At 36.4% G+C, this 18,493-nt stretch carries 15 protein-coding genes and 11 pseudogenes; 14 read left to right on the forward strand and 12 right to left on the reverse strand.

Features of this window, described 5'->3' with window-relative positions; all coding sequences use genetic code 11:
- Positions 1–638: 638 nt before the first annotated feature.
- A complete protein-coding gene (locus H7F27_RS07805) occupies positions 639–905 on the reverse strand; it encodes a hypothetical protein (RefSeq protein ID WP_185848784.1) in 267 nt (88 codons plus the stop codon).
- Between the two features lie 445 nt (positions 906–1,350).
- Between H7F27_RS07805 and H7F27_RS07815 the strand changes: the two genes are divergently transcribed.
- Positions 1,351–1,626 (forward strand): barstar family protein, encoded by a 276-nt coding sequence (locus H7F27_RS07815; protein WP_106020152.1) that lies wholly within the window; start codon positions 1,351–1,353, stop codon positions 1,624–1,626.
- Positions 1,627–1,655: 29 nt separating this feature from the next.
- Here the strand turns inward: H7F27_RS07815 and H7F27_RS07820 are convergent.
- Positions 1,656–1,937 (reverse strand): annotated as a pseudogene (locus tag H7F27_RS07820) (ImmA/IrrE family metallo-endopeptidase); the annotation flags it as partial.
- 247 nt (positions 1,938–2,184) lie between these two features.
- Between H7F27_RS07820 and ant(6) the strand changes: the two are divergent.
- Positions 2,185–3,039, forward strand: coding sequence for an aminoglycoside 6-adenylyltransferase (gene ant(6) / locus H7F27_RS07825; RefSeq protein WP_185848785.1), 855 nt, complete (start codon positions 2,185–2,187; stop codon positions 3,037–3,039).
- A gap of 762 nt (positions 3,040–3,801) precedes the next feature.
- Here ant(6) and H7F27_RS07830 read toward each other — a convergent pair.
- From H7F27_RS07830 to H7F27_RS07845, 4 genes are all read right to left on the reverse strand, one after another.
- Entirely contained in the window at positions 3,802–4,329 is a 528-nt protein-coding gene (locus H7F27_RS07830) for a PadR family transcriptional regulator (protein ID WP_185848932.1), read from the reverse strand.
- Complete coding sequence (locus H7F27_RS07835; RefSeq protein ID WP_185848933.1) at positions 4,326–5,168, reverse strand: sialate O-acetylesterase; 843 nt, start codon at positions 5,166–5,168, stop codon at positions 4,326–4,328. Before H7F27_RS07835 ends, H7F27_RS07830 begins: the two co-directional genes overlap by 4 nt.
- 560 nt (positions 5,169–5,728) lie before the next feature.
- Entirely contained in the window at positions 5,729–6,469 is a 741-nt protein-coding gene (nfsA, locus tag H7F27_RS07840; RefSeq protein WP_185848786.1) for an oxygen-insensitive NADPH nitroreductase, read from the reverse strand.
- A 379-nt stretch (positions 6,470–6,848) separates the two neighbouring features.
- Entirely contained in the window at positions 6,849–7,208 is a 360-nt protein-coding gene (locus H7F27_RS07845) for a winged helix-turn-helix transcriptional regulator (RefSeq protein WP_024122237.1), read from the reverse strand.
- A gap of 225 nt (positions 7,209–7,433) precedes the next feature.
- On the opposite strand from H7F27_RS07845, the gene H7F27_RS07850 reads away from it, so the two are divergent.
- The 3 genes and pseudogenes from H7F27_RS07850 to H7F27_RS20825 all read left to right on the forward strand — a co-directional run.
- The gene (locus tag H7F27_RS07850) at positions 7,434–8,168 is read left to right on the forward strand and encodes an NADPH-dependent F420 reductase (RefSeq protein ID WP_185848787.1); all 735 of its coding nucleotides are present in this window, start codon (positions 7,434–7,436) and stop codon (positions 8,166–8,168) included.
- 283 nt (positions 8,169–8,451) lie between these two features.
- Positions 8,452–8,588: pseudogene (locus tag H7F27_RS20820) on the forward strand (hypothetical protein).
- A pseudogene (locus H7F27_RS20825) lies at positions 8,546–8,709 on the forward strand (recombinase family protein); the annotation flags it as partial. The pseudogenes H7F27_RS20820 and H7F27_RS20825, both read left to right, overlap by 43 nt.
- A 418-nt stretch (positions 8,710–9,127) precedes the next feature.
- On the opposite strand, the gene H7F27_RS07860 reads toward H7F27_RS20825, so the two are convergent.
- Positions 9,128–10,018, reverse strand: a complete 891-nt coding sequence (locus tag H7F27_RS07860; RefSeq protein WP_185848788.1) for a LysR family transcriptional regulator — start codon at positions 10,016–10,018, stop codon at positions 9,128–9,130.
- A 166-nt stretch (positions 10,019–10,184) separates the two neighbouring features.
- On the opposite strand from H7F27_RS07860, the gene fumC reads away from it, so the two are divergent.
- A complete protein-coding gene (gene fumC / locus H7F27_RS07865) occupies positions 10,185–11,573 on the forward strand; it encodes a class II fumarate hydratase (RefSeq protein WP_185848789.1) in 1,389 nt (462 codons plus the stop codon).
- A gap of 573 nt (positions 11,574–12,146) precedes the next feature.
- On the opposite strand, the pseudogene H7F27_RS07870 reads toward fumC, so the two are convergent.
- Positions 12,147–12,545 (reverse strand): annotated as a pseudogene (locus H7F27_RS07870) (sigma-70 family RNA polymerase sigma factor); the annotation flags it as partial.
- Positions 12,545–13,062: pseudogene (locus tag H7F27_RS07875) on the reverse strand (ImmA/IrrE family metallo-endopeptidase). The pseudogenes H7F27_RS07875 and H7F27_RS07870, both read right to left, overlap by 1 nt.
- Positions 13,063–13,330: 268 nt before the next feature.
- Here H7F27_RS07875 and H7F27_RS07880 point away from each other — a divergent pair.
- Together H7F27_RS07880 and H7F27_RS07885 are read left to right on the forward strand one after the other, a co-directional pair.
- Positions 13,331–13,867, forward strand: a complete 537-nt coding sequence (locus tag H7F27_RS07880) for an ATP-binding protein (protein WP_106020147.1) — start codon at positions 13,331–13,333, stop codon at positions 13,865–13,867.
- Positions 13,868–14,016: 149 nt separating this feature from the next.
- Positions 14,017–14,373 carry a hypothetical protein gene (locus H7F27_RS07885; protein WP_260627349.1) on the forward strand — a complete coding sequence of 119 codons (357 nt, stop codon included), beginning with the start codon at positions 14,017–14,019 and terminating at the stop codon, positions 14,371–14,373.
- 78 nt (positions 14,374–14,451) lie between these two features.
- On the opposite strand, the gene H7F27_RS07890 is transcribed toward H7F27_RS07885, so the two are convergent.
- Together H7F27_RS07890 and H7F27_RS07895 are read right to left on the reverse strand one after the other, a co-directional pair.
- Positions 14,452–14,670 carry a hypothetical protein gene (locus H7F27_RS07890; protein WP_260627350.1) on the reverse strand — a complete coding sequence of 73 codons (219 nt, stop codon included), beginning with the start codon at positions 14,668–14,670 and terminating at the stop codon, positions 14,452–14,454.
- Positions 14,671–15,041: 371 nt separating this feature from the next.
- Positions 15,042–15,187 (reverse strand): annotated as a pseudogene (locus H7F27_RS07895) (transcriptional regulator); the annotation flags it as partial.
- A gap of 20 nt (positions 15,188–15,207) precedes the next feature.
- On the opposite strand from H7F27_RS07895, the pseudogene H7F27_RS07900 reads away from it, so the two are divergent.
- The 5 genes and pseudogenes from H7F27_RS07900 to H7F27_RS07920 all read left to right on the forward strand — a co-directional run.
- A pseudogene (locus tag H7F27_RS07900) lies at positions 15,208–15,560 on the forward strand (DnaD domain-containing protein); the annotation flags it as partial.
- A 31-nt stretch (positions 15,561–15,591) separates the two neighbouring features.
- Positions 15,592–16,383: pseudogene (locus tag H7F27_RS07905) on the forward strand (ATP-binding protein).
- Positions 16,374–16,524 (forward strand): annotated as a pseudogene (locus tag H7F27_RS07910) (hypothetical protein). The pseudogenes H7F27_RS07905 and H7F27_RS07910 overlap by 10 nt, the downstream one beginning before the upstream one ends.
- A gap of 76 nt (positions 16,525–16,600) precedes the next feature.
- A pseudogene (locus H7F27_RS07915) lies at positions 16,601–17,029 on the forward strand (RusA family crossover junction endodeoxyribonuclease).
- A gap of 81 nt (positions 17,030–17,110) precedes the next feature.
- The gene (locus H7F27_RS07920) at positions 17,111–17,317 is read left to right on the forward strand and encodes an XtrA/YqaO family protein (RefSeq protein WP_103672589.1); all 207 of its coding nucleotides are present in this window, start codon (positions 17,111–17,113) and stop codon (positions 17,315–17,317) included.
- Positions 17,318–17,456: 139 nt separating this feature from the next.
- On the opposite strand, the gene H7F27_RS07925 is transcribed toward H7F27_RS07920, so the two are convergent.
- Positions 17,457–17,723, reverse strand: coding sequence for a hypothetical protein (locus tag H7F27_RS07925; RefSeq protein WP_024122226.1), 267 nt, complete (start codon positions 17,721–17,723; stop codon positions 17,457–17,459).
- A gap of 262 nt (positions 17,724–17,985) precedes the next feature.
- Between H7F27_RS07925 and H7F27_RS07930 the strand changes: the two are divergent.
- A pseudogene (locus H7F27_RS07930) lies at positions 17,986–18,441 on the forward strand (sigma-70 family RNA polymerase sigma factor).
- Positions 18,442–18,493: the final 52 nt, after the last annotated feature.

Raw genomic sequence — 18,493 nt, forward strand, 5'->3', positions numbered from 1 at the left:
AAAGGTGTAGAAATTCTACAGAAAGAGATTTTTACTGAGTGGTTTAATCATCCCTATTCTCATATGTTGCAAAAGGAACGGTATCTTAAATCAATGTTTGTGATGTATTTTGAAGTTAGATGTTACTCATACAACGGATTACCTGGGATAGAATTTACGGTCCAAAAACGCGAAATCGAAAACAATATTGAAGTAAAAAGAGCCTATCTCCTTTATGAGAAGGGCTATCCACTTATTTAACATGAGTTTCTGAGTGATACATAGCTTTTTCGAATGCAGCTATTCATTTTTATCTTCGTAATCAATATCCTGCCCGATCGGATCATGAAGGGACACGTCTTTTTTGTTTTTTCATTTCGCGTAAATGCATGATGAGGATTTCTTTATTAATTACAAAAGGGGGAGCATAGTTTCCCATCACTGATTGATTAAATAAATGTTGGGTCGCTTCCTGTAATACATCTTCAAACGGGTTACTACGCATGTCTTAGAAGCTTCTGAGCATGGCAGAACAGTGATTTAAATAAGGACAGCCTTGCGCAGGTTTAATCATGAGATAGATTTTAAGGGTATGTAAATGAATAATTGAAAAAACCCACTAAAATGTGGGTTCTTTGTATGCGCTAACGGGGTAATAACTATTCTTCATCTTCAAAGAAACCGAATAGTTTTTCTTCATCATATTCATATTTACGTCCTAGATTATCTGTATCTCTTTCGTGCTGTAAAAGAACTTTATAGTTTTTTCCCTTTGAAGATTCGTTTTCAGTAACACTTAGGACGGTTACTTTATCGTTCTCATATGTCTTTGCAAAAAGTTTAATCTCCTCAATTGTATCCTTTAAATCTGTTTCATCACCATTAAAAAAGTCTAAAGAAACTTCAGTTGTGTATTTTTGAATCATGGCTAGCTCCCTGCTAATATGTATTAGTTCTTAAAGGATAACGGAAAATCTAATCAACAGCTATCACTGGATGGTGAAAGAGGTTCAACAGTTGCAGAGAGTACTCTTTGGTTCAGCAACTCTAATGTGAAATTGGAGTGTTGCTCAGTATGGATGAGATGGCGATCAATGGCCGGTGCCGGATAATTACATAAATAAAGAAGAAGCAAGTAGGATGGGAAAGCATAAAAGGTAAGTAGCACCGGGTAAAAGTATCGGGGGAGATATATACAAAAACAGAGAAAAATCTTTCTGAAGCTAAAAATAGAGTGTGGTGCGAAGATGATATAAACTATATCACAGGTTACAGAGGGAATGACAGATTACTTTATTCGAATGAGGGTATAAAACAACAGATTTATTATAAAACGTTTGTTAAGTTAAATAATGGAGGACATAGTTTTTAATGAAAAAAATAGTTGTATATGGAAAAGATTTTCAAAATAAAGAAGGGTTACATAATGCATTAAAAGATAAATTAGACTTCCCAGACTACTATGGGGGAAATTTAGACGCTTTATGGGATTGCCTTACAGGGTGGATAGAGTTGCCGTTAACTTTAATCTGGAGAAATTTTGAGTGTAGTAAAAAGTTTTTAGGTTCATACGCTGATGATGCATTAGAAGTTTTACAAGAGGCTCAAGAGGAATTAGAGGATGAGTTTAAAATAATAATAGAGTAGACTTTCTTTTTTGGTTTTGTGAATTTGAAAAAAGTTACAGGCATTGTTTTTTTATCACCTTCATGTCTATATATATGGCAAAATTCATGAGCGAAATCATACCATTGTTCAGTTCGGCTTTTTCGGCTGTCCAAGCATATATTATAAATTCCGCTGTGTTTAAGTGCGAAGCTTGTTACAGGTTTAAACGAAAGCCTGATATCTAAAGCCTTGGCAATCCGTTCAAAATTAATTTGTTCTGGTTCTTTAATATCAATCTTCCTGTATAAGTTTTCAATCCAATCCTCTAAATGACTGTTTGTATACCTCAAGATGAAAAACCTCCTTAAAGACGACAATATAAAAATTGGATTCGTGAAATATTATAGGGAAAACTAAGACTTTTTTCACGGGAAAATGCATCTAAGATAAGGGTGGTGTTTCTTGAAGAGCTGCTAAGTAATTAATGACAATAATCGATAATGAAAAGTGTTTGTTTCATAATTAGAGCCATATTCGTTTAGAGTTAGAGGTATTTAGGCTGCAAAAAGAAAAAGTTGAAACGGAGGAATACATGCAATGCGAAGTGAACAGGTAATGATGGACATTTTTTTAGACTTTGCTTTGAATGATGAAAGAATCCGATTGGTTACTTTGGAAGGATCACCTACAAACAGAAATATTCTCCCCGACAACTTCCGAGACTATGACATTTCTTATTTTGTAACTGATATGGAATCTTTTAAAGATAATGATCGGTGGCTTGAATTCTTTGGTACTCGCATTATGATGCAAAAACCCGAAGATATGGAGCTTTTTCCTCCTGAATTAGGTAACTGGTTTTCATACATCATTCTTTTTGAGGATGGTAACAAATTAGATCTAACCCTTATTCCAATCAGTGAAGTAGAAGATTATTTTGCTAAGAACGATGGTTTGGTTGAGGTCTTGCTTGATAAGGATAATTTCATCAAAAATAAAGTAATCCCAAATGATCGTCAATATTGGATTAAAGAGCCTTCTGCAAGGGAATTTGATGATTGCTGTAATGAGTTCTGGATGGTTTCGACATACGTAGTAAAAGGATTAGCAAGAAAAGAAATACTTTTTGCAATCGACCATTTAAATGAGAATGTACGTCCTAATTTATTGAGAATGATGGCGTGGCATATTGCATCCCAGCAAGGGTATTCATTCAGTATGGGCAAGAACTATAAATTTATTAAACGTTACCTTTCAAATAAAGAATGGGAAGAGCTAATGTCTACATATTCTATGAATGGGTATCAAGAAATGTGTAAGTCGTTATTTACTTGCTATGAATTATTTAGGAAATATTCAAAAGTTGTATCAGAAAGTCTTAGATATAAGTATCCATATTATGACAAAGTCATCACAAAGTATACGGAAAGTATTTATAACTCATTAAAATGAATGCATAAACCCGCCTCCTTAGCGGGAGGTTTTCTTGTGTACAAAGAAGAAATTAAACTAATGAAAAAAGAAGAGTCTATCATAATACTCTTCTCTAAATTGTTTCAGTCTTCATTTTTCCTTTCCTTACAGATACCATGATTCCAGGAATGATCATAAGTACTGCTGGTATTAAGTAGAACCAATCAATACAGATAAGTCCTCCAATCCCTGAGATAAAAAGTAAAACACTGCTCAACCTTGGTTTGAATAAGACAACAATTGAAGCGGTAAATCCAACGCATGAAAAGATCAAAGATCCCCATGCCCCTACAAGGAGGTCGCTTGTCATTTCAAAGTATCTGATCAAATGAAAAAATAAATCAAGGTAGGCGATACCTAAAGCTAGAATAGATGCTACAACACCCAATAGGCTCCCTATCAAACTTTAAAAAAACTCAATGGTTCTCTTCACAATAAACGCTCCTTATGTAATCAGCAACTTCATTTTCATATATTAGAATATAAAAGCAACATAAATGAAAATATAAATGAGAAAGACAACGGTGTAAATAGTGGTTATTCATACGAAGGATTGAAAAAGAAGGACACGCAGCAGATTCATTTGCTCTTGTTGGGGGGCAAGTGTTGACAACTCTATTAGCTGGCTTAATTAAAGAAGGAGTATAAAACCTGTATCAATGATGTTACTAGATATCTACGACACAGGTTTTATATTTAGGTAACTAAATTTAACATTGCATTTTTTTATTATGCAATAGTTCACTCTATTTCTGCTTTCAATTTTTCGAACCACTCTAAATTAACCAAGTGATGTGAACGGGAATTTTCGTTCATACGGCGAAAGTAATTGATTGCGCCGGGAATTTCTTGAGTGATGGACAGGTATTCATCAAGGAGCTCGATTCGAGTTTTAGTCTGGTCGATTTGTGATTGGATCAGACCCAGTAATTTATTTTTGTCAAATTCATCGGCAAAGAGTAACGCCCCATAAAATTGCAGGTTCACATATTCCGATTTGGTGCCGTGTTTGATCATTAATTTCTCGAATTCTGCCCTTCCCGATTCTGTGACTTTAAAGTTACGGATTTCACGCCCGCTGGTTGAGGGTTTCTGCTGAATCTGTTCAATAAAACACTTTTCTTCAAGTTGCTGCAGATTGTAATAAAATGAACCTTTCGTGAAGTTAACAATGTATTTGTAATGGCGTTTTTCCATTAAGGCCAGAAGTTCATAGCCGTGAGCTCCGGGATTTTGGATTAGCAAGCCAAGGATAAGTAAGGGAATTATGGTTTCATCACCTTCGCCATCCGCGCTTCAAATTCCGCGTACGTGATTTTACCCGAAGCCAAATCCATACTATGAAGGTAAATCTGTTCTGTTTTAGAATAGTCACCATTCACTTTCAGTGATTGCTCCTCTCCCGAAATGGGTTTCAGGATATGGTACTTTTTCGAAAAAGCCTCGAAATAGCGGTAACCGAATTTGCGTTGTGAAGCTGCGTCTAAATGAATGCCATCAGGATTCGCAGTCAAACCTGATGCAGTAACAAAATAACAATTCTGTTGTTCATTAGCAAAACGCAGCAATTGTTCATTAACCTGTCGAAATTCGGTCGCGTGCTGTCCAAAACCGGTCTTCCCAAGAAAGTCACCAAGCCCTCCAATAATCAACGGTACCTCATCAAGTTTCAACTCGTTTCTTAGCGTTTCGATGATAAGAGTTAATTTCTCGTAATAAGTTTCATGTAGCGACTGATAACTGTCACTCTCACCCTGGTGCCAAAGGATTCCGCAAATTTGACTGGACCGGAGGGCGAAGCGGGCTTCGGACAAAGCATGCTGAAAAAGGATGCCTTCCGGATGCCAGTCATTCAATGAACTGCCACCTTCCGCACAAGGGATCAAGCCAATTTCTTCATCGGGATGAGCTTTCGACCATGCATCTGCAAAAGATGCCGCTAGGCCAACGCCGGAAACCGGACGGTCATAATTAATCGGCTCTGTCATCATCTGCCACTGTCCATTGCGCAGCATTTTTATTTTTTCATTATAGATAGGGTCTACTTCATTCAAAAATCCACGGCCCGCCATATTCGACTGCCCCAACATTAAAAAAGACTTTATCATCTCATTTTTCACTTCTTTACATCAATATTTTAGTCTAATTAGACTATAGTCAATTCAGTTTGTCTTGTAAAGTCTTAATAAGGTTTTACTTTTATTATTAGTATGTATGAAAAACAAACTAACATTGAAAATTTGGGTGATGTATTTGAGAAATAGCAAGTTCCTTTGCTTTTTCTTATCTAACTATCGGGGGCTTTAACTCAATAACGATCTTCCACAATCGGGCGCGATTAATGAACAAGAACTAAAGGAGTGATACATATTAGTCATGTATAATATGTATCACTCCTTATTTTTTATGGCTTTTTTTGATTTAGGTCTTGATGAAAAAATAACAAAAACCCTGTCATGTAAGGGTTCCTATGAGGTTCAAAATCATTTTTCATAGGAAATACGTTCAATGATGGGGGTGTATCCCAAATGAAATGGATTGTTAAAAAGGGAGGGCTATGTTGAAAGGGTTAAATATCAATAAAAAATTTTTAAGCATAAAGAGGAAGAGCGTCAAAACTCTTCCTCTTTTATTTGGATAGAATACCGAAAATTTCTCTTGGGAAAATTTATTTTTTAGCAAATCCCTGTTTATTTAAATACTCAAGCATGAAGGGGAGTTTGCTTCTTTCGAGATGGTCCTCAATATGATCTTTCCATCCCTTTACTTTTTTCACTGTGAAAGGCGCTTTAACAGGACGATTCTGGTAATACTCACGCATCTGTTGATCATAGGTTGCTAATTTTTCATCATCTAGCGATTGATACTGATTATCAAACATGACCATCGATTGAGGCAAACGTGGTTTTAATCCAGGTTTCTCTTCAGCAGGGTGGCCTATGCATAGCCCTACTAAAGGAACCACATGTTTTGGTAAATGTAATATCTCAGTTAAGTCTGTAATATGTAGTCTAATTCCACCGATATATACGCCGCCGAGTCCCATTGATTCGGCTGCAGTCAAAGCATTTTGAGCCATTAGCCCAGCATCAAATGTACCTATTAAAAGGTATTCAATATACTCAAGATCTACATCGGGAGCGATTTGATGATTTCGGTTAAAATCTGCACAAAAAATCCAAAACTCTGCTGCCTCTTCAATATAAGGCTGGTTCGCAGAAAGCTCCATTACTTGTTTTCGAAGATCTGGATCTGTAATTCTAATGATAGAAACGGCCTGAAGAAGGCTGAAAGATGAAGTCTGATTAGCTGCCTTAAAGATTGCTTCTCGTTGCTCCTTTGTGAGAGGTTGATCTGTAAAAGACCGAATGGAAGTATGATTACAAAGTAATTCAATTGTATTGTTCATATTGACACTCTTCCTTTCTTACATATTAGATTCAAGCTGATTAAGTTGGGCTAGAGTTACTTTTGAAAAAAGTGTAACTTGTATACAATATGATAAAATCAGCACTCTAATTTATGAAGAGGGCAATTTAAATTGCCGTAGTGCATTTTTTTGTACTTAGTACCAAAAACTAGATAAAAAGGTGGCTAGATTTTGTTAAAACGAATTTGAAAAAGAATTTAAATGGAATAAACAAAAGATCCGGCAAATGTCCCGAAAAAGGAAGCTTGTGTCAACCTGCTTAGTTAGTAAAAAAAAGCTGTCACATTCGACAGCTTCTGATCTTTTAACTCTTGCCCCGATACTTTAATACATTTCTTCATAAACTCTTATCGTAAAATTACTCTATCTGCTCCCCAAACTTCTTTCCGAACTCTTCCATCAAATCAATTATAGGAATGAATTCTTTCCCTTTTGAGGTTAGTGAATACTCTACACGAGGAGGAACCTCAGGAAACACCTCTCTCTTAATTAATCCATCTGTTTCTAATTCTCTCAGCTGCTTTGTAAGAGAACCTTGTGAAATGTCCCATAAAAAAGCTTTAATTTCGCTATAACGACGTTTTTTTGTTTTTAAAAACCAGAGAATAATATATTTCCAGCGTCCCGAAAGCATATTTTGAGCATATGCAATTCCATATACTTCTCTTTGTTCCTTTATATACTCTTTGTCAAATCCATCCTTACATATTTTAGACACCTTTTCACCTGCTTTCTGCTGTTAAGTACAGAAAAATGTACTACGGCAATTTAAATTACCTACTTTAAATAGATGAGAAACGGTTTTATTCTAGTATATGTAAAAGAAATACTCAATACTCATTACGCTTTTCTTAATATATGTTTACGATTTGGTGAACATATAATGGTGTAACTTTAAGCAGAAATATTCTTTTATATACAAATTCTTTTAGGAGGGAAAATAGTGAAATTCGGAATTATAGGTGCAGGAACAATTGGGTCAATTATTTCTAAAAAATTAGTTGAGAATGGGCATGATGTCAAAATTGCAGATGCAAGGGCAATTGAATATTTAGAAGGAAAAAAGCTTGCTGGAACCCCTGTGCGCGTAGAGGATGCAATTAAAAACATTGATGTTCTGATCATATCTCTTCCTACAAAAGCAATGTCAAGCATTCGAAATATGATCGATCAAGTCGGAGAGGATGTAATCATTGTAGATACTTCAAATTATTATCCTTTTAGAGACGACAAAATTGAAGAAATCGAGAACGGGATGGTTGAAAGTGTTTGGGTATCAAATCAATTAGGCAGACCTGTCATTAAAGCATTCAACAATTTATTAGCCTATACTTTAGAAAATGAAGGAACAACCGTAGATTCTAGTGAACGAATCGCGATAGCAGTTTCTGGTGATGACACATCACAAAAACAAGTAGTCATAGACGTAGTATCCGAGTTAGGCTTCGATGCAATAGACAGTGGTTCTTTAAGTGATTCTTGGAGACAGCAACCAGGAACTCCTGCTTACTGCACAGAGCTAACAAAAGATGAACTTACGAAAGCGTTGAAAAAGGCGAATAAAGAAAAAGCACCGTTACTACGCGACAAAGTGATGGAAATATTTGCAGAGAAAAAGGATGTTAAATTTTCACACGAGGATGTTGTGAATCTAAACAGAGAAATATACAATTCATAAAAACAAGCTATCATAAGGAAGAAATTAAAAATTATAGAAAATGAAAGTAAAGAGTATAATAAAAATAAACATTCATAACGTGCAAGATGGTTTTATAATGTTGAAGGCCTAATGAGTGTAGTAAAAACCGGTGGTTTAATACTATCGGTTTTTTTTACTGCTTTTATATACTCATTGAAAATCACCTCATTATTAGAACAAACAGTTGTTACATAGCATTACCCAAGGGATGATGCATTTTATGAAGTTGATAATCATCGAGTGACCGCAAGCTGACAAATGCATTAACGCTTACTATCATTATTTAATAAAACGTTATAGGAAGGAGATCCAGGGTGATAGCAATATATGTAAGGGTATCGACCGAGGAACAAGCGATCAAGGGATCGAGCATTGACAGCCAGATCGAAGCCTGTATAAAGAAAGCAGGGACTAAGATGTGCTGAAGTATGCTGATGAAGGGTATTCTGGTGAGTTGTTTGAACGTCCAGCTTTTAACCGCTTAAGGGAGGACGCAAGTAAAGGACTCATAAGCAAGTTATCCTCAATGACTCAGCTATCATTGATGATGATTAGTCTAATTCCATTTGACAGTAATGGTAAAGCATTTTAATATTTACTCACTTTGTAGATACAGACAGATTCAAATGTTGGTTTCATAATAGTTGGAGATGAAGTTAGGGACTAAAGGAAGGAAAGAACCTTTCTTTTTTACTTGGAAGGAAAAAAACTGTGCCCATTTTGTGCCCAAAATAGATATAAAATGATGCAATGAGTGTATTGGATAACTTCAGATGCTTGAAAGCTTCTGTAACTGACAATATACTTCCACTTTATTGAGGGCCTCGAACTAATAAAGAGATACCAAAGCCATATTGGTATCTTCTTTGTTTTTGCTTTAGAGCTATTAAATCCATCTAGGAGTGCCATGACTTGAACTCAACGACAGTAACTTAATACTATATCGAATCTATTTGAGGAAACTGATTGATGATATATTGCTTGAAGTTTTCAGTGACAGGTGATAGATACTTCCCTTCAATCCAAGAAATACCGACTACACGCTCAAACCTTGGCCAACTAATACGGACCTTTGCGATATTTGTTTGGTCTAAGCCTTTAAAATCAGGAAGAATTGAAACGCCAAGACCCGCTGCAACAAAACCTGCGATTGTAGTAGCTTCTTCGCCTTCAAATACAATGTTTGGGGTAATATTAACCTGTTCAAATATATGATCTATTGTTACTCGAAGAGCAAAACCTTCTTTCATTAAAACAAAAGGCTCATTAGCAATTTCGTTTAAGGTAATATCCTTACGAGTAGCTAACACATGTTTTTTGGGCAAAAATAAAAAGAGCTCCTCCTTCCATAAGGGCTTCCACATTATATTTGATTCGACTGGAAAAGAAGCAAGCAGGCAGAGATCTAGTTCACCTGATTTTAGTTTATCTAAAAGCTGATTAGAGTGAGACTGGTTTAATTGGAAATGAACATTTGGGTATTGATCTTTAAATGCTCCAATTAAATTTGGAACGATCGTTGTACCCAGAGTGTGTAAAAAGCCTAAAGACACTTCACCTTGATCTGGTTGTAAAAGGGATTGAATTTCTTCCTTTCCTTCAGTAAATTCTTTAATGATGGAATCGACCCTCTTGAGGAATCTTTCCCCATATTTATTTAATGTAATGGACCGGCCTTGTCTATCAAAAAGCGGAACCCCTAAGTAATTTTCTAATCTAACAATAGACCGAGAAAGTGCTGGCTGTGTTATTGATAATGTTTCAGCAGCTTTAGTTACATGCTGTATACGAGCAAGTGTTTGAAAGTATTCTAATTGTTCCCATTCCATTAGAAATCCACCTTTTTTATAAATCATTACATAAATGAATTAAAATCATATTTATTATGCATTATACATCATAATTTATTAGTGTTATGATAAATTTATCGAAAAAATATATGAATTTTTATATGAATTTTAAACTAATTATGTGTTCAGAAGGAGGACTATTTTAATGAACTATCGAATTGAAAAAGATACTTTTGGAGAAATAAAGGTGCCTGCTGATAAGTTTTGGGGAGCGCAAACACAACGTAGTAAAGAGAACTTCAAGATAGGTTCTGAAAAAATGCCTATCCGTATTGTTAAAGCTTTTGCTATATTGAAGCGCAGTACAGCTATTGCTAATAATCGTCTAGGTAATTTGGATAACGAAAAAACAGAGGTTATTACAGCAGTTTGTGATGAAATTCTTGAAGGCAAATATGATGACAATTTTCCACTCGTTGTTTGGCAGACGGGAAGCGGTACACAAAGCAATATGAATGTTAATGAAGTTATAGCGAACCTTGCAACAGCTTTATTAAAAGAAAAAGGCTCTATACAAACCATACATCCAAATGATGATGTCAATCGCAGTCAAAGTTCGAATGACACTTTCCCAACAGCGATGCATGTTGCAGGTGTATTAGCCATCTATGAACAATTAGTTCCTGCACTTGATCAACTTCGGAACACATTAGATGAAAAAGCAAAAAAATTCAATGACATTGTAAAAATAGGTCGTACACATCTTCAAGATGCTACACCTTTAACCCTTGGACAAGAAATTAGCGGTTGGGTGTATATGGTTGATCGTTCGAAAGAAATGATATTGGAAGCAACTGAAAAAATGCGTGAACTTGCTATCGGGGGTACGGCAGTAGGGACAGGCATTAATGCACATCCACAGTTTGGAGAAGTTGTCTCAGAGGAAATCTCGAATTTTACAGGCCAACAGTTTAAAAGTTCACCGAATAAGTTCCATGCCTTAACTAGTCATGATGAAATAACGTATGTACATGGTGCTATGAAGGCATTAGCTGCTGACTTAATGAAAATTGCGAACGATGTTAGATGGCTTGCAAGCGGTCCTCGCTGTGGTATCGGGGAAATTTCAATCCCGGAAAATGAACCTGGCAGCTCCATTATGCCCGGTAAAGTCAACCCTACTCAATGTGAAGCCCTAACCATGATTGCGGCTCAAATTATGGGGAATGATGCAACTATTGGTTTTGCTTCAAGTCAGGGCAACTTTGAACTAAATGTATTTAAACCGGTTATTATCTATAACTTCCTTCAATCCGTGCAGTTACTGAGTGATGGAATAAAATCTTTCCATGATCATTGTGCGGTTGGTATTGAACCTAATACGAAAACCATTAAAGAAAATCTTTCCGGATCTTTGATGCTTGTCACAGCATTGAATCCTTATATCGGATATGAAAAAGCTGCGAAAATTGCTAAGTTTGCTCATAAAGAAGGCTTAACGTTAAAAGAGGCTGCTGTGAAACTTAAATTGCTAACGGAAGAACAATTTGATGAGATGGTTAAACCGGAAAATATGGTGAAACCAAACATTTAAATCTTTAAGATGAAAACTAGTTACTGATCAGTAACTAGTTTTTCCTTTTTTTACACTTGTTGAAAATCACTTCATTAGGACAAACAGTTATTACATAGCATTACCCAAGGGGTGATGCATTTATGAAGGTAATAATCATCGAGGGACAGCAAGCTGACAAAATGCATTAACGATTGCTATCATTAAAATTTGTAGGAATACGATCCAGGGTGATGGAAATTTGTATGTGAAAAGGTATCGACCGAGGAACAAGCGATCAAGGGATCGAGCATCGACAGCCAGCTCGAGGTCTCTAAGGATGTGCTGAAGAATGCGTTGAGGGATTTTCTGGCGAGTTTGGATGAAAGTAAAGGACTTATAAGTCAAGTCATCTGCTAAGATGCTGACCGTCTTTCTCGGAAATGATAATTGAGCTTATCAGTGCTGACGAGTTAAGATAGTGAGACAAGCGGTTGACTGGAAATATTTTCATGCCTCTATCGTATATTCTGTCTCCGTTAGTTTCGAAAGTTTTAAAAGAAGCATGTAAATGAATGAGAGAAAGCCGGAATATTAGATCCGGCTTCTTCTGCATTATTTCCCCTTCGCTTTCTTCCGCTTTTCCTTTTCCGCCCGGTAGAACTCATGGAACATCTTCATCAGCGCCCGTTTCTCAATCCGTGATACATAGCTGCGCGAAATACCGAGTTCTTTGGCAATCTCACGCTGCGTTTTTTCCTTCTTTAAATCAAGCCCAAACCGCCCGACAATCACTTCTTTCTCACGGTCATCTAAAATGTCAATGTATTGCTTCACTTTTTCAAGCTCCATATTGAGCTGGATCGTATCAATCACGTCTTTATTTTCTGATTTCAGGACATCGATCAGGCTTATTTCATTCCCTTCTTTATCCTGCCCGATCGGATCATGAAGGGAGACGTCTTTTTTTGTTTTTTTTAGTGCGCGCAAATGCATGAGGATCTCATTATTAATTACAAAGGGGGGGTGCATAAATTTCCCGTAACAGTTTGACTAAATAAATGTTGAGTCCGCTTCCTATAATAAATGTTCAAACGTTTCTTCGCAAATGAAGGGGATACCTTAAATAGCCAAGCTACATTTTCAATTGCATGTGATTGTATGTACGAAAGATTAATATTACGCAACATGAAAGTTGGAATGCAAAAGTGATATGTAAAATAATTCGACTGCCACTCCAAATAATCAGTCCAAGTTGCAGGCTTGTTTTTTTATCACCTTCATGTCTATATATATGGCAAAATTCATGAGCAAAATCATACCATTGTTCAACTCGGCTTTTTCGGCTGTCCAAGCATATGGTATAAATTGCGCTGTGTTTAAGTGCGAAGCTTGTAACAGGTTTAAATGAAAGCCTGATATCTAATGACTCGGCAATCCGTTCAAAATTAATTTGTTCAGGTTCTGTAATATCAATCTTTCTGTATAAGTTTTCAATCCAATCCTCTAAAGGACTGTTTGTATACCTCAAGATAAAAAACCTCCTTAAAGACGACAATCTAAAAATTGGATTCGTTTAAATATTATAGGGAAAGCAAGACTTTTTTCATAGGAAAATGCGTCTAAGGAGATGGAATATGAATCCGTTTAATAATGGCTGTTTTCGTAAGTATGATGATTTTAACACGCATCTGGATTTCCCTCGAAAAGTAAAGGTCTTTAGGGATTTATGTCAAAATAATAGTAAGTACCTTATGCAACAAACAGGGAGTTTGGTTGATTAATAAGGAGGGGGAAGTATGAAAAAAAATATTCACATATTGGGAGCTTCTGGTGTTGGGACTTCAACATTGGGTGTTGCATTATCAAAGCGTTTGCCTCATACGCATCTTGATACTGATAATTACTATTGGTTAGATAAATTCACTAAAAAAAGAGAAATTCCTGAAAGAAGAAAGTTGCTTGAAAAAGACTTAACAATAAATGAGAAATGGATTCTTTCTGGTGCAGTGTGTGGCTGGGGCGATAATCTAAAAAGTTATTTTGACCTTGTCGTCTTCTTATGGATTCCACAAGAAATACGGCTTGAGAGATTAAGGCATAGGGAATTTCAGCGTTATGGAAATGAAGTGTTAGCCGGTGGCAGTAAATATGAACAATCAAAAGCATTTTTAGAGTGGGCTTCTTTATATGATAATGCTGGAATGGAAGTTAGAAGTAAAGCTTTGCATGAACATTGGATGGAAGATTTATCTTGTCCAGTGCTAAAGATTGAAGGCGATCACTCAGTCAATGAAAGAGTTGACCGTGTCTTGGATTATCTGAATTCTAATTAAACTAACGGATAGCGATAGCTGCATAAGAAAATAAATTTAAAAATCAAAGAAAGTTCCAGTAATGCATTTTACGGATCACGTTTTTTTATACCGCTATCAGTATGCTGTTGGAGGGGGTAAATATCAATAAAAAATTCTTAAAAAGGTTAATGATTGTACCAATTCTATTCATTTGTTATGTTTTATTTTTAAATCCTAAAGTTATACTTGAACAGCAATGTCCTAATAAGCCTTACAGTTTAACAATCGTAAAGCACGGGACAGGTATATTCGATAAGAAAATTGTTTTAATATATTACAAGATCAACGGAAAAACAGTAGCTGTTGGGGATTTGGTGTTTTTTGAGAATTTTGACAGAGATATAGATGTTACTTGGGATACGAATACAGATGATGGAACTTGGTGGATAGATAAAAGCGTACATTTAACCATGACCTATGCTAAAAATTTTAAGGGGGATTTAGACAAGAAAGATATTGATTTTGATTATGGTGCTGTCCAATAATAATGAAGCAGTTTATTTAAAATAGGAATATACACTAAAAGAACCGCCAGTCGCGGTTCTTTTGTGTTATACTCTGCTCTAAATTGCTTTAGTAGCAGTTTTTTCTTTCCTTACAAACACCATGATTCCAGGAATGATCATAAGTATTGCTGGTATTAAGTAGAGTAACGAAATACAAAATAATCCACCTAAACCAGATATAATGAGTAATGTACCGCTTAGCTTAGGTTTTACTCCAACAGCAAATGAAGCAAGAAAAGCAACACTTGAAAAGAAAACAGATCCCCCATGAAACATCTATAAGTTCACTTGATAAATCTAAATGAATAAACGCATTTAAAAGTGCATCTGAATAGGCGATAATTAAGGCTATGATGGCGACTACTATACCTAGTAGCTTCCAATTAAACTTAAAACAAACTCAACAATTCTCTGCACCAATAGACGCTCCTTATGTAATGATTTTTATATATAAAATATAAAAGAAACATAAATGAAAATATAAATGAGAAAACAACAAAAACCCTTGTCACGTAAGGGTTTTTATGGGATTCAAAAGTCACTTTATAAATGAGGATATGATTGAGATATAAATGAGAATCTAAATCTTATTAGTAAACAGAATTAAACATAATAAACAGAAATAAATAATAATAAACTAACTGCGTTTATTTATCTGATTTCCGTCTTTCCTTTAATTGCTCCGTTATAATCTCCAAAGCAGCCTGTGAAATTTCATCAGTTACTTCACCGTCTTAGCTGCAAGGAATGTTTCAGGATCGTTTAATACTTTTTTTGCATCGTCAGTGATTATATTGCAGCTGAGATTGAACACAGGAGATCGATGACAAAATGAAAAATGCCTTTGAGCTATATGAAAACAAAGTTGCTCGGTCAGTCGGGCCGATTGAGGCACAGCGAATCGGCTACATGGTCGACGATTATGGTGAAGAGAAAGTGATGGAGGCTATCAAGACAGCGTTTCAGCTAAAGGGGAAATCAGCAAGTTTGTCATATGTTCAAGCCATCTTATCAAATCCATTCACTCAAAAGAGAAAGGAGAAACAATATGGCTATAAACAAAGCAGTCAGTATAGACACCGCATTTCAAACGATTATGCAGGAACTTCGGGAAAAGTCAGCCCGCTTTTTGGGAACAGACAGGCCGCATCCGAAGAAAAGGCTGATTTTGATTGTCCTTATTGTAAGGATCGTGGAATTGTCGTTTATCGGGTCCATAAAGATACTCCTTGGCATTTAGATGATCAGTTAGATCTTATGGTTCCAGAAGATATGGTATCGGAAGATGATTTTCTTTTGGGGAAGGTTTGCACGCCGGACAAAGCTAGTGAATGGAAAGATACTTATTCAAAACAGTGTGAATGTGTAAGACGAAAGGAAATTGCCAGACTCATGGCAGCTAGTGGCATTACAGAAGAGTTTGAAAAGCTTCTATTTGGTAACTTCATCACGGGCCGTAAGCCAGACATGATCAAGGACGCTTATGAGTGTGCAGTGGAATACTATAAAGATTTCCAAAAGATCAAAGGAGAAAGGCAAAACAGTATTGCATTACTTGGACAGCCTGGCAGCGGCAAAACTCATTTGCTCACGGCGATTATGAATAATCTGATCAAGAAAAAATCAGTACACTGCATGTATTTCCCTTACGTAGAGGGCATGGGTGATTTGAAAGCTAACTTTGATAACTTAGAAGCGAAACTCGATGTCATGAGAAAGGTCGAATTACTATTCATTGATGACTTATTCAAACCAATAAACGGTCATCCAAGGGCAACCGATTGGCAGGTTGAACAAATCCAGTCGGTCATTAATTATTGATACTTGAATCATAAGCCTTTGCTGATTTCTTCGGAGTTAACAGTCGATGAGATTTTAGATATAGACGAGGCTCTTGGTTCACGAATTCACCAGATGTGTCGTGATTACATAGTGATTATTAAAGGTGATCGAATGCAATTAAATCATAGGTTAGGTGATTGGGAATGAAAGAGAAAACGAATGTAAAAGCAGCTGATGGACTTTATATATTCGGACCCTCTAAGTCCTACAGAAGGTAAAGATCTTACGCCAACTATCCGTTTACTTGAGGAACAAATAAAGCAAATGGAGCGGATGCTGAGTGCTTAAAGCAGTCGTGTCTCTGCTGGCAATTTTACTCTCCGCACCGAGAATAGAAAAAGAAATTCAGCTATGGAAAGAGCAGTTGGATTACATTAAGTTCACTGTTTATGATGAGCCAGTCGCACAGGGGCGGCCGCTTGGATCAATACGAAATGGGAAGGTGCATATGCGAGATCCAGCGAAATCAAAGTACTTTAAGCAGTATGTAGCATTGGTTGCGTCTCAGCATCGACCAGAAACAATTATTACTGGTCCTGTCTCAATGGATGTCAAAGTGTATAGACCTATGCCCAAATCAGTTTCAAACTCATGAAAGAAGAAAGAAAAAGCCGAAAAAGGTCTTCTGAGGCCGACGACAAAGCCCGACGTTGATAACTATGTAAAGGGTGTAAAAGACGCTCTGAACCATTTGATATATAAAGATGATAGCCAAGTAGTGGACCTGAAAGTTAGCAAGTTTTATAGTGGAGAGCCGAGGGTGGAAGTCATGATAAGAGAGGTTTCTGCCTAAAAATAAAAAACACTGAAGCGCTTAGCCTCAGTGTTCTTGATATGAACTGGTACTTCTATCATAACACAGGGGGCGCTTTGAGTGTGCAATCCAAGAGAAATAAACATCAAAAAAGACTTTACTATTCAACAGAAGATTGACCCAGGGAAAGTTCAGATCATTGTTTTAGATGGGAATCAAGGTACTGCCCATGTCTTAGATGCTCCGGAGCACGGTAAAACGGTGATCCAAATTGTAAAGGGCAGCTTTGCAAGGGTTGATCATGAGATAGGTTACAAAGTCAGGTAAGCAATTGAAAGGAAGTTTCATAATGGATACCATTAACAAGTTGAACTTCAAATGTACGTCAAGTCATGCCAGATGAAATAATAACTGACAAACAAGCAGTAGAACTATAAGAAAGAGGAGGCTATAAACCTCCTCATAGTTAACTTGAATAGTAGGCGATATAAGATCCATCAGGATAAAAAGTAACACTGTCTAAATAATATGTTGTTCCGTTTATAGTGATTGTTTGTCCTGGGTCTGGATCAGAAGGAAGTCCACGAACAACTAGGGTACCTAATGCAGAAACTTCTTTTGATTGACTTTCTTCAGAATGAGTATCAGTAGGACTTGCGGCAAAGGCAGGAGCGGCAGAAACAAGCAAAGTAAGTGACAATGCAGTACCAGTTAAAACTTTTTTCAATTTCATTTTAAACACTCCCTTTGTTTTTAATACAAGTGTATTATTACATGAGATACAAAAATATCCAAGGTATTTTTTGTTAATATTTTGTGAACTTAGATTAAAATATAGAATCCTCCCGAATGCCTGCACCCCGAAATGAGGGCACAGCATGAGCGTTGAGAGGTAATATTGTCCAAGAAGGAAAGCCTGCGGACACTGAACTTACAGTATTATTTACGCTGTTGGTTTGGTGTCCGTTTTATTTGTTTAAAAAGGAGGACGTTTCATGAATCGAAAAGAAATTGAAAATCTAATCAATAGCTATCACTGGATGGTGAAAGAGGTTCATCGTTTGCAGAAGGTACTCTATGGTTCGGTAATTCCAATGAAAAATTGGGGTGTTGCTCAATATGGATTAGAAGCTGCTATGCCAAAAGGGAGTCCTGGGAAGAGTCAGGCTGAATTGAGGCAAATGGATATGCGAGAGGAACGTCTTTTCAAACGTCTTAAGTACTATGAGAAACGAGTATATGCAGTTGAGTTGGGGGCAGAAAAGATCAAATGAGAGCAACATAAAGTCATTTATGATTGCATGATGGAGGGTATGAGCAACCGCGCAATAGGTCTTCACCTTGGCATTTCAAGGGAAACTGTACGCAAAATGAAAGACGAATTGATCAGCCAATTATGCCAAGATTGCCACTTTGAGCGTTTGTTGAATCTGAAAAAATCTGTGGTTTAAAATGGGAGGCAGGTCGGCGCAGCAGAATTATTATTGTGCCACCTAAACCATA

The organism is Bacillus sp. PAMC26543, assembly GCF_014250375.1.
GTDB lineage: Bacteria > Bacillota > Bacilli > Bacillales > Bacillaceae > Bacillus > Bacillus halotolerans.